Genomic DNA, 12,635 nt, shown 5'->3' on the forward strand with positions numbered 1-12,635 from the left:
TCTATATGAAAAAAGTTATTGTGATTGGTGCAGGAACTGCAGGTTTAGCTTCAGCAATTAGATTACAAAAAAATGGATACGATGTGACTATTTTAGAAAAAAATGAAAAAGTAGGCGGAAGAATGTATCAAATTGAATCTAATGGTTTTAAATTTGATGTTGGACCTACAATTGTTATGATGAAAGACATTTATGAAGAATTATTTAGATATAGTGGTGTTGATCCTAAAGACTATATTCAAATGAGTCGTGTGGAACCAATGCTTAGTTTAACTTTCGCAGATGGTTATCAAATGGATGCAAGTTCTGATTTGGTACATATGACTAAAACGCATGAAGCAATCAGTGAAAAAGATACACAAGGATATTTAGCGTATTTAGCAGATATCTATAAAAGATATTTAATTGCTAAAAATGATTTTATTGATCGTAGTTTTAGAAAACCAAGTGACTTTTATAATCCAAAAACTTTATATCAGGCATTAAAGTTAAAAACATTTTCAAATGCCTATGACTCAATTGGTAAATTTGTAGATGATGAAAGAATGCGTCAAGCATTAGCTTTCCAAACATTATACATTGGTGTATCACCTTATTCAGGACCAAGCATTTATACAATTATTCCAATGATTGAACTTTTATATGGCGTTTATTATATTAAAGGCGGCATGTATAGTATGGCTAAAGCAATGGAACGTCGTTTTTTAGAACTTGGTGGTAAGATTTTATTTAATCAAAATGTAAGCGAGATAGTTATTAAAGATAAAATTGCAGAAGATGTTATTTCAAATCATGAAATGATAACTGCAGATCTTATTTTATCGAATGCGGATTTCCCTTATGCAATGGATAATTTAATTAAGGAAAATAAATATAAAAAGAAATATACCTATAAAAGGGTAGATAAAATGGAGTATTCATCCTCATCATTTTTAATTTATCTAGGGATGAATAAAAAATATCCTAAAGCTCTTCATAATATTTATTTCACTTCAAACTTCAAAGAAAATGTTAACAATTTATTTGAAGATCAGATGCCATTAGATCCATCCTTTTATGTATATAGCCCAAGTCAAATTGATGAGAGTGTTGCTCCTGAAGGAAAAGAATTGTTATATATTTTAGTACCTGTTCCAAATAAACATCATTCAAAACATACTTGGACTAAAGAGTTTACTGAAAAATATGAGAATCATGTCTTAAATATCATGGCTAAAAAGAAGGATTTGAAGATATACTTGAACATATTGAAGTTAAAACTTATTACACACCAAATGATTTTGAAGAAAAATTCAATTTAAAACATGGTGCAACATTTGGTTTAAAGCCTACACTTAAACAAAGTAATTATTTTAGACCACAAACCAAATCTAGATATGTAAAGAATTTATACTTTGCAGGAAGCTCGAACCATCCAGGTGCAGGCGTTCCAATTGTCTTAACATCTGCAAAATTAGCAGTTAATGAAATATTAAAGGATGATTTAAATGAGCCAATTAAGAAGAGATTATAAAAAATGCGAACGTATTATAAAGAAAAACTCTAAGACATTCTATAAAGCATTTAGTATGTTAACGAATGAAGATAAGAAAAATGCTGTGTATGCAGTTTATGCGTATTGTCGTTATGCAGATGATATCATCGATCAATCAAATGATTTAGCTGCGTTAAATCAACTAAAAAAAGAACTTGATGATTTTGTAAGAAACGAAGAAGTAAATAATTTCATCTTTAGAGCACTTTTAGATGTTCGTAAGAAGTTTTATCAGGATTTCGATTTTAAACCATTTTATGACATGCTTGAAGGCCAATATATGGACTTAAACTTTAAACCAATTAACTCTTTAGAGGAATTAAGAAATTATGCTACAAAAGTTGCATCTAGTGTCGGAATGATGTTAACGCCAATACTAGCACCAAATGGTAATAAAGAAAAACTAGATTTAGTTTCTTATCATTTAGGTGTTGGCATGCAGATAACAAATATTCTTCGCGATATTGGTGAAGATTATAAGATCAATCGTATATATCTACCTAGCGATTTAATGTCAAAATACAACTATAAAATAAGTGACTTAGCAATTGGATTAATAAATGATGATTTTATGAATTTATTTAATGAGATTGCCTTCACTGCAAAAACCCATTACAGAATTGCATTAGAAAATATGGATGTTTTTCCGAAAGAAGAGCGCCAAATCTTAACATATGCACTTGTTTTATATAGAGAGATTATTGATGTCATTATTGAAAATGGATATGATGTATTTTCAAGAAAACAAAGTGTAAGTGAAATGAGAAAAATAAAACTAATTAAGGAGTATACCATAAATGAATAATATCTTAGGGCTAGTATTTTCTTTTGTCTTTGTGTTTTTGATGATTGGTTTATCGACTATCCTACAAAAGAAAAATGTTTTAAATGATGAAGGTGCAAGAAAGTTTATCCATATTGGTGTAGCTAACTGGTGGTTCTTTGTTATATTTATGTTTGATAACATGTATTATGCCATTATTCCACCAATTGTATTTATTCTTCTTAATTATGCATCTTACAAGATGAATTTAATTAAGAGTATGGAAAGAAATGACAAAGGTAACTTAGGTACAGTTTATTTTCCAATTTCACTATTGTTATTAGTAATTGCAAGTTTCACATTCATGGATCCAATTATTGCTGGATTAGGTATTTTTATCTTAGGTTACGGGGATGGATTTGCAGCAGTTTTTGGTAAAGCCTATGGTAAGAAAAAATTAATAAATGGTAAAAGTATCATTGGAACAGTTACCATGTTTGTTGCCTCACTTATAGTAGTTTTTACAATGAGTCTTATTGGGGTATCAATTCCTTTCATTTATACGCTATTATTTAGTATAATAATTGCAGTTGTTGCAACAGTAGTAGAATTATTTACACCTAAAGGACTAGATAATTTATCAATTCCTTTATCAACAAGTTTATTACTCTGGCTTTTGCTATTACTTTTATAAAGGAAGGTATTGTATGGATTTTCTAATTGGGTTCATCTTAAGTCTATTGATTGCTATTCTATCTTATAAAAAGAAGTCCTTAAATCTTTCAGGAGCAATTGCCGCTACCTTATTCGGTACGTTAATTTATGGAATGGGAACATATATTATGTTCGTTCTTTTAATCTCATTCTTTTTATCAAGCAGTATCATTCAAAAAATAAAACATTTAGAAAAAGAAGAAAAAGATGGAAGGAACTTTATTCAAGTGATTGCTAATATTTTAGCTGCTACCATCTTTTCAGTGATTTATTTTGTCACTAAAGAACAAATTTTTATGGTTGTTGCTGCTGTTGGAATAGCCGCATCAACTTCTGATACTTGGGCATCAGAAATTGGTAAAACCTCAAAAGGTAAAATTGTATCGATTGTAAACTTTAAAGAAGTGCCAAGAGGTGAGTCTGGTGGAGTTAGTTTATTAGGGACATTGTCTTCACTTTTCGGAAGCATATTTATTTCGTTTTTATTTATCTTGTTATATGGAATAACCTTTGAGTTTTCAATAGCTTTATTTGGTTATTTTATTATGATTACAATCGGTGGTTTTTTAGGTTGTGTTTTTGATAGTTATCTAGGTATTTTTTTACAAGCAAAATACATTGAATTAAAAACAGGGAAAAAAATAGAAAAAAGAACAAATCACGGAGAATACAAACTGGTGTCTGGTTTACCATTTGTGAATAATGATATGGTAAACTTATTAAGTACAGTATGCATAGCAATTATATTTGCTTTAATTTTAATTTGAGGTGATTATATGGGTTACATTAAAGATTTAGAAGATTATGGTCAAAGATTCATAAAAGAAGAGTCAAATCGTAAAGTATTTTTAGATTTGTGCAATTGGGTTAAAAATAATTTTAATTTAAATCTTGAAATCAAATATAATCAACCTATGTTTTTAATGGATGGTACATTTATTCTTGCCTTCTCTGCTTCAAAAAATCACTTTTCTGTAGCACCAGAAGTTAAAGCAATGGAATACTTTAAGGATGAGATTTCATTAGCTAAATATGAACAAACAACACATTTATTTAGAATAAAATATAAAGATGAAATCAATTATCACTTATTAACTCGTATCATCGAGTATAATATGAAAGATAAAAAAGGATATACTAAATTTTGGAGAGAGACATGATATATTTAATTATTCATTCAGCTGTTTGGGTATTAGTTTCCCTAATTACAGCATCTTTATATAAAATAGATAAAAAAAGAGCAATCAAAAATAAATGGAGAATAAAAGAAAGTTCATTATTATTGTTTTCATTTTTCTTTGGATCTTTAGGTGGTTTATACAGTTTATATGTTTTAAGACATAAAAATCGACATTGGTATTTTGTTTTAGTTAACTGGCTAGGCTTTATGATACACACTGCAATTTTTATTTATTTATTATTACCAGTTTTAGGAGTTTAAAATGAGTTTTGAAAAACGTATACAATTATCGAGCAATAATTATGGTATGCTAACATACGTTAAAGAGGCAAAAAGAGATATATTTGTAATCTTTCCTGGTGGAGGATATCAATATACATCCCAAAGAGAGTCAAAGGTTGTAGCCGATAAAATTTTAAATGAAGATTTTCACACACTAGTTTATTACTATAGAGAGTCTAAATTACTTTATCCGGAAACAACATTAGAAGTTTATGAATTACTAACTAAATTAAAAAAAGAACCAAACATTGGTAGAATCTTCTTGCTTGGTTTTTCAGCTGGTGGGCACTTAGCACTTCAAACTGTGATTAATTATAAGAATTTTATCAGTGGTGCAATTTTAGCTTATCCTGTTGTTTCAACTGAACCAGATTTAATTCATCAAGGATCATTTGATGCTTTATTAGGAGAAAGTAAAAAGTATTTAGATGAAGTATCTTTAGAAAAACAAATTAAAAGAAAACTACCACCAATTTATGTATGGCATACAGAAGAAGATAAGTCAGTTTTCGTTGGAAACACTTATAAACTGGTTGAAAAATTAGTTTTAACTTTAACACCACATATGGTTAGAATTTTTGAAAATGGACCACATGGATTATCACTTGCAACCAGTGAAGTTGCACCGGAAAATGTTGATCCTAAATTATTTGAAGAAACATATAAAGAACAAAGCACTTGGCTTAAAGAAGCCCTAAACTTCATAAAAAGTATTTAAAAGTCGAATAAATCAACTTTTTTTATTGAAAAACACTGTTTTTAGTATAAAAACACCAATATTTAATAAAAATTATGTAAAATATAATTAAAGAATAAAGGAGGATTTGTATGTTAGTATTTGAAGGGGGATTTGAAAATATGGGTTTAACAGAATATCTAATTATTGGTGGTGCTTTACTACTAATTATTTTGTTAGCAGTTATTCTATTTAAGCCTAAAAAGAAAAAGGCAGTTGCTGAAAGAAAAGTTGAGCAACAAGAAATGAAAACTGAGCCTGTAAAAGTAGAACCAGCTAAAGTTGTTGAGGCAAAATCTGAAACTGAAAAAGAAGTTGTGAAGGCTGAAGAAAAACCAGTAATGCAAGATAAGCCAAAAGCTCCAACTAAAACTGAGGTTAAAGAGACAGCAAAAGATGAGGAAACTGAAGAAGAGGAAGTTGAAGAAGATGGAAAACCAAAACGTCCTGCAAAATATCATATTTCTCAAAATAAAGATACAGATGCTGAACATGCTGGAGAATGGCGTGTAAGAAAAGAAGGTTCAACAAAAACAATTAAGTATTTTAGAACACAAAAAGAAGCTATTGAATTTGCTGAAAAACTTGCTGAAAATCAAGACTCATCAATTGTGATTCATAAACGTGATGGATCAATTAGAAAACAAGATTATAAGAAAAAGTAAAATAATCCTCCACAATGGAGGATTTTATTTTTTGATGTGATACAATACTAGTGATTATATAAATATAAGAGGCAAATTATGCAAAAAGAAAAATTAAGATTAGCGGATTTATTTCAAGCATTTGATAATGAAGTCATCGTTGAACCACTTAAATTAACTGGTTTATCAGCACTTCAATATTTAATTAAAGAAACCGAATACTTTCAAAATAAACTTCAGTTTGATTTTGATACGACACTTGATGTAAAACATGTATCAGAAGTAAGAAAAGAATTATTAAAACAATTACCACATATTCTACTAAAACAGTCTTTTTCAATTGATGCTAAAAAATCTGAATTCACCTCATCATTTGACAACTATGTCATTCTAGATGAAAAATCAAAGCTTAAGTTTGACTTAAGAATTGATTATCTAAATAGATCGCACATCTTAAAACCCGAACAGTTTGCTAGAAAAGATGAAACGTTTAAGGATATTCACATCAATAGTCTTGGGTTAGCTGAAAATTACGCAATTTATATTGTTAATTATCTAGTTAATGATGAAGATTCAAGTGTGTTAAAGACATTATTTTCTGAAAATAAAATTATAATTCAACAAGTTCCATTTATTAGAAAAATGGTTGCATTTTACCTAAGTTTAATGGATAATCAAACAATTAATGAAAAAAAGTTATTTAATGACGTGTTAAAAGAAATAATTAATTTCAATGAAAAAGAATTAGCCTATTTAACAAACTTTAAAAATGGAATTTATCAACCAGATATATTATTTCCTCCAACATTAGCAAAAAATATACTTAACCACCCAAAAGCATTATTAAAAATTAAAAAAATTAACCAAGAATCGTAGGTCTAATTATTCATCATGGCAACTATTTTATTTATTATTACGATTACCGTAATGATGTTATCTTTAGTGTTTTTTCCTAAAATACATATTTTCAAAAGAAAGTTTCAAACACATTGGATAATCATTCTAATTGGAGCACTTTTATCCATTGTCTTTGGATTTGTTGACTTAAATACATTAAAAGATATGATGTTTGCGGATTCATCAATGAATCCAGTGAAACTGATTGTACTATTTATTTTTCTAACAATTTTATCATTATTCTTAGATGAAGTAGGATTCTTCAAGTGGTTAGCCTATAAATTAATTAATAAAATAGGCTCAAAGCAAATCTATATATTTATTTCTGTATATTTATTAGCATCAGTTTTAACTGTGTTTACATCTAACGATATTATTATCTTAACCTTAACACCATTTTTAATTTATTTTTGTAAGAATACAAAAATTAAACCTTATGCTTATTTATTTGGTGTATTAACTGCAGCAAACACTTGGAGTTTACTTTTAATTATTGGTAACCCTACAAATATTTACTTAGCATCTGTGTATGAAATTGGATTTATGGAATATTTCAAAGTGATGGCTTTACCTGGTTTAGTTGCAGGATTCTCGGGATTAGGAATGATTTACTTAATTTTTAGAAATCAATTAAACCAAAAAATGGAAAAAGTAGAAGGTTTTGTTGAATTAAAAGAACCTGTATTAGTCGGTATTGCGCTAGCACATTTGATTGTTTGTATTATTTTAATGGCACTATCAAATGTGATTTCATTAGAAATGTGGTTAATCACTGTGATAATGGCATTAAGTTTAACTTTAATTGCAATTATCTATTTAAAAATTAAGAAGATTAAGTTAACTGCTGTAACAAATACATATAAGAAAGCTCCATGGAATTTTATTCCGATGATACTTTCAATGTTTGTATTAATTGTTTCATTAACTGAAAGTGGCGTGACAACACACTTAGCAAATTTCTTAAATGATTTAGACCCAATTTGGGGATATGGTATCTCTTCACATTTTGCAAGTAACTTAATGAATAATCAATCGATGAGTATGCTTTTTGCTGAAATCTTAAGACCTAATATAGCAGATCCTGTTGCGCTAGAAAGATTATATGCAAGTATTATCGGTTCAAACACTGGTGTTTTACTTACACCTTTTGGTGCCCTTGCAGGATTAATGTGGTTTGAATTATTAAAAAAACACAATATAGAAATTTCAATGAAGAAGTACATTACCACATTATTCATGGTAGGTTTTGTTGTATTGGGATTAACTTTATTAACACTAAAATTTGTAATTTAACTTGGCAATAGCCAAGTTTTTTATTTTTTAAAAAATAGGAAAACGTTTATCTATTAAAGTTAGATTATTTAACCACAAGAAAAATGATAATTACCAAATAAAGTAATCGCTTTCAACACTCAAAATAATGAATTTTCCCATTAAAACCACTTTAATTATAAAAAAATGTAAAAATGAGTTAATATGACTTTGCGAATGATTAATGTAAACGGTTGCACAAAAAAACCACTACTTTAGTATGGTAGAATTAACGTGTAATGTCAGCAAAAAACGAAAGGAATTTTAAATATGAAAGAAATTTTCTCAAATAAAGACACTTTTAAAGGTGCATTTATTGCCGCGCTAGATCATTTATTTAATAAAAATATTGAAAATGCTTCTTTATATGAAAGATATGCGACACTAGCACACCTTTTAGACAAGAAATTAGCAGAAGATTATAATAAAACAACAAATTACGTAAAAGAAAATAATTTAAAAAAGACAATCTACTTCTCAATGGAGTTTTTAATTGGACGTTTAATTACTTCTAACTTAATGAACTCAGGATATGCTCCAATTGTTCAAGCAGCTTTTAATGATTTTGGATATGACTTAAATGAAATTGAACAAGTAGAAGCAGATGCAGGATTAGGAAATGGTGGTCTTGGTAGATTAGCAGCATGTTTCTTAGATTCAGCAGCATCAGTTGCCTTACCACTGTATGGTAACTCTTTAAGATATGAAAAAGGATTCTTTGTTCAAAAAATCGAAAATAACAAACAAGTTGAGTATCCAGATAACTGGTTAAATAATCCGTTCATTTGGGAAGAAAGAAAAGATGCTGAAGCAGTATATATTCCATTCTATGGTTATGTAGAATATACAGTATTAAAAAATCCAGTTTGGGTTAAAGCAGTTCCTTATGATGTTAAAGTGGTTGGTGCAAATAACGAAGTGGTAACCCATTTAAGATTATGGAAAGCTGAACCTACAAGTTTACATTATAACCATGATGAATGGTATTTAAATATGGTAAGCAAAATAAATGAATCATTATATCCAGATGATTCAAAAGAAGCTGGTAAATACTTAAGATTACAACAACAATATTTATTCTCAGCTGCTGGTATTAAGTCAGCTATTAATGAACATAAAGCATTAGGTAGATCAGTTAAAGATCTAGCTAAATACTATACATTCCAAATTAATGATACACACCCAACGTTAATCATTCCTGAATTAATGAGAATTTTAATGGATGAAGAACATTTAGGTTATGATGAGGCATGGCAAATTGTTAATGAAACATGTGCATACACAAATCATACAATTTTAGCAGAAGCTTTAGAAAAATGGAATGTTGATATTTTCAGAAATTTATTACCAAGAATTTATGAAATCGTTGAAGAAATGAACCGTAGATTCGTTCGTATGTTACAAGAAAAATCATATGCAGAAAATAAGATTAACGAAATGAAGTTAATTGGAAATAATAGCGTGCGTATGGCTAATATCTGTATTTATGGTTCTTACTCAGTAAATGGGGTAGCAGCACTTCATACAGAAATCTTAAAAAATATCGAATTAAATGACTTCTATCAATTATATCCAAATAAATTTAACAATAAAACAAATGGTATCACTCATCGCCGTTGGTTATTACATATCAACCCTGAATTAGTGAAAATCATTGATAAATTAATTGGTACTGAATGGCAAAAAGATTTATCTTTAGTAAAAGCATTAGAAAACTATGCTACAGATACTAAAGTTCAAAAACAAATTAAATCAATGAAATTAGCTAAAAAACGCGCGTTAATTCAAAAGATTAAAGAAGATACGGGTGTTGAATTAAACGAAAAAGCAATCTTCGATATTCAAATTAAACGTCTTCACGAATATAAACGTCAGTTATTAAATGTCTTAAATATCATTTATGTATACTTAAGATTAAAATCAGATAAGAACTTCAAGAAGAATTTCCATGCACAAAACTTTATTTTTGGAGCAAAAGCAGCACCTTCATATGTGATGGCTAAAGACATTATTGAATTAATTAATAAAGTTTCACACATCATCAATAATGACCCTGAAACAAATGATTTATTAAAGGTTGTATTTGTTTCAAACTACAATGTTTCATATGCTGAATTCTTATTCCCTGCAGCTGATATTTCTGAACAAATTTCAACAGCATCAAAAGAAGCAAGCGGAACAGGTAATATGAAGTTCATGTTAAATGGAGCAGTAACTGTTGGTACATTAGATGGCGCTAACGTTGAAATTGCTGAATTAGCAGGAATGAATAATGAAATTATCTTTGGTTTAACAGCTGAAGAAGTTACAAATATTTACAAAGCAAATAATTACAATCCAAGAGCAATTTATGAACAAGATCAAAGATTACAAGATGTATTTGCATTCATTAGAACTTTAGGTGATAATGAACACTATTTTGATAATGTTTTAAACAATTTATTAAACAAAGATTATTTCTTAGTATTAGCTGACTTTGCATCATATGTTGAAGCACAAGAAAAAGCTAATAAGTTATATCAAGATGAACAAACTTGGTATAAGATGTCAATCATGAATATCGCCAATGCAGGTTTCTTCTCATCAGACCGTACAATTTCTCAATACAACGCAGATATTTGGCATTTAAAAGAAATCAAATTCTAACAAAAACTGCCATAACGGCAGTTTTTTCATTTTACTTATAGTAAAATATAATTAAAGATCAAAGGGGAATAATATGAATAAAATAGACGGACATATAGATTTATATCTTTTAGGTAAAGACTACTTAGCTTATGAATTTTTAGGTTCTAAGTTAAATAAAGATAAAGATGGACGTATAATTTCAACAACTTTCACAGTATATGCACCGAATGCCAAAGAAGTTAGACTTTTATCTAGTTTCAATAATTATGAAGGTTGGAAACATGTGCTAACAAAAGTGCACCCTCAAGGTTTCTTTTCAATTACGATACCTGAGAATTTAGAATGGGCTACTTATCGTTATGAACTTCATTTAAATAGTGGTGAAATAATCTATAAATCAGATCCGTTTGCGTATTATGCAGAAGAAAGACCAAATAATGCGTCAAAAGTATATGACATTGATGGTTATACTTGGCATGATCAAAAATGGTTTGAAACAAAGAAAAAAGTTTATCAAGAACCATTTTTAATTTATGAACTACATTTAGGATCATGGAAAAAAAAGGATGGTAACTTCATTAGATATAACGAAATCGTTGATGACTTAATTAATTATGTCAAAGAAAATGGATTTACACATATTGAACTCATGCCAATTTATGAACATCCACTTGATGATTCATGGGGATATCAAGGTACAGGATTTTTTGCCGCAACATCACGTTATGGGACGCCAAAAGATTTAATGTACTTTATTGATAGATGCCATGAAGCAGGTATTGGCGTAATTATTGACTGGGTTTTAGGTCATATTAATAAAGACTGGTTTGGATTATCTAAATTTGATGGAACCTACCTTTATGAGTTCGAGGATGATTTAAGAAGAGAAAATGTTGTTTGGGGTACAAGTAACATTGACTTTGATAAGGGAATTTCAAGAAGTTTCATGCAATCAGCACTTAATTTTTGGGTTGATTACTTCCATGTTGATGGCTTTAGAATTGATGCAGTATCAAACTTAATTTATCACTTAGGAAATCGTGATATGGGAGAAAACACAGGTGCCTTAAGTTTCTTAAGACAAGTATCTAATCATCTATTTAGCAAGGATGACAGAATTATTTTCTCAGCAGAAGATTCTACTGATTATGCCAGAGTAACATGGCCAACCGATATTGGTGGTGTAGGATTTAACTATAAATGGAATATGGGCTTTATGAATGATACATTGAAGTACTTCAAAGAAGACCCAATCTATAGAAAGTATCATCACGATAAAATAACATTTGGTTTAGTTTATACATATAATGAACAATTTATCTTACCATTTAGTCACGATGAAGTGGTTCACTTAAAAGGTTCATTATTAAATAAAATGCCTGGAACGTATGAACAAAAATTCCAAAACTATCGTTTACTTTTAACACTATGGATGACACATCCAGGTAAAAAGTTACTCTTTATGGGACAAGAATTTGCTCAATATGATGAATGGAATTTTAAACAAGAATTGGATTGGGGTTTATTAAACTATCCAATTCATGATTCTGCAAATAGGTATTTTAAAGATTTGGCTAAAATTTATAGAACAAATGATGCTCTATATAAATATGATCATCAACCGAAAGGATTTGTGTGGTTAGCATCTGATCATGTAGACTCATCTGTTTTTGCTTATATGAGACAATCAGACAATGAAACATTAGTGATTGTCTTAAATATGACACCAAACTATTATGAATCATATGAAATACCAGTACCTTTTGAAGGTCAATATGAAGAAATTTTAAATTCTGATAAAGATATTTATGCTGGTTATGGACAATATAATGGATTACCATTAAAAGCTATAAATGAGCCAAGAGGTCATTTTAATTATCATCTTAAAATTAAACTAGGTTCATTAACAGGTCTAATTTTAAGATTAAAAAAATAGGAAACTTTCG

Annotated in this window: 11 protein-coding genes and 1 pseudogene; all 12 read left to right on the forward strand. The window is 28.8% G+C overall.

Annotated features, from left to right (window positions below):
* Positions 1–5 precede the first annotated feature (5 nt).
* The 12 genes and pseudogenes from EXC59_RS01360 to glgB all read left to right on the forward strand — a co-directional run bounded on the left by EXC59_RS01360 (position 6) and on the right by glgB (position 12,625).
* A pseudogene (locus tag EXC59_RS01360) lies at positions 6–1,513 on the forward strand (phytoene desaturase family protein).
* Positions 1,488–2,339, forward strand: coding sequence for a phytoene/squalene synthase family protein (locus tag EXC59_RS01365; RefSeq protein ID WP_035369660.1), 852 nt, complete (start codon positions 1,488–1,490; stop codon positions 2,337–2,339). The pseudogene EXC59_RS01360 and the gene EXC59_RS01365 overlap by 26 nt, the downstream one beginning before the upstream one ends.
* Positions 2,332–2,991, forward strand: coding sequence for a diacylglycerol/polyprenol kinase family protein (locus EXC59_RS01370; RefSeq protein ID WP_035369661.1), 660 nt, complete (start codon positions 2,332–2,334; stop codon positions 2,989–2,991). Before EXC59_RS01365 ends, EXC59_RS01370 begins: the two co-directional genes overlap by 8 nt.
* A 13-nt stretch (positions 2,992–3,004) precedes the next feature.
* The gene (locus EXC59_RS01375) at positions 3,005–3,778 is read left to right on the forward strand and encodes a DUF92 domain-containing protein (RefSeq protein ID WP_162164051.1); all 774 of its coding nucleotides are present in this window, start codon (positions 3,005–3,007) and stop codon (positions 3,776–3,778) included.
* A gap of 9 nt (positions 3,779–3,787) precedes the next feature.
* A complete protein-coding gene (locus EXC59_RS07060) occupies positions 3,788–4,171 on the forward strand; it encodes an iron chaperone (RefSeq protein WP_162164052.1) in 384 nt (127 codons plus the stop codon).
* Entirely contained in the window at positions 4,168–4,452 is a 285-nt protein-coding gene (locus EXC59_RS01380) for a DUF1294 domain-containing protein (protein ID WP_035369663.1), read from the forward strand. The genes EXC59_RS07060 and EXC59_RS01380 overlap by 4 nt, the downstream gene beginning before the upstream one ends.
* A gap of 1 nt (position 4,453) precedes the next feature.
* On the forward strand, positions 4,454–5,191 hold the full coding sequence (locus EXC59_RS01385; protein WP_035369664.1) for an alpha/beta hydrolase: 738 nt from the start codon (positions 4,454–4,456) through the stop codon (positions 5,189–5,191).
* Positions 5,192–5,301: 110 nt separating this feature from the next.
* Positions 5,302–5,874: a DUF2188 domain-containing protein gene (locus EXC59_RS07200; RefSeq protein ID WP_197723479.1), complete on the forward strand. Its 573-nt coding sequence runs from the start codon at positions 5,302–5,304 to the stop codon at positions 5,872–5,874.
* Between the two features lie 78 nt (positions 5,875–5,952).
* Positions 5,953–6,729 (forward strand): hypothetical protein, encoded by a 777-nt coding sequence (locus EXC59_RS01395; protein ID WP_035369666.1) that lies wholly within the window; start codon positions 5,953–5,955, stop codon positions 6,727–6,729.
* A gap of 15 nt (positions 6,730–6,744) precedes the next feature.
* A complete protein-coding gene (locus EXC59_RS01400) occupies positions 6,745–8,043 on the forward strand; it encodes an ArsB/NhaD family transporter (protein ID WP_035369667.1) in 1,299 nt (432 codons plus the stop codon).
* Between the two features lie 288 nt (positions 8,044–8,331).
* Positions 8,332–10,707: a glycogen/starch/alpha-glucan phosphorylase gene (locus EXC59_RS01405; protein ID WP_035369669.1), complete on the forward strand. Its 2,376-nt coding sequence runs from the start codon at positions 8,332–8,334 to the stop codon at positions 10,705–10,707.
* Positions 10,708–10,780: 73 nt separating this feature from the next.
* Entirely contained in the window at positions 10,781–12,625 is a 1,845-nt protein-coding gene (gene glgB / locus EXC59_RS01410; protein ID WP_035369673.1) for a 1,4-alpha-glucan branching protein GlgB, read from the forward strand.
* The last annotated feature ends 10 nt before the right edge of the window (positions 12,626–12,635 follow it).

This window comes from Acholeplasma hippikon (assembly GCF_900660755.1).
GTDB classification, from domain to species: domain Bacteria; phylum Bacillota_I; class Bacilli_A; order Acholeplasmatales; family Acholeplasmataceae; genus Acholeplasma; species Acholeplasma hippikon.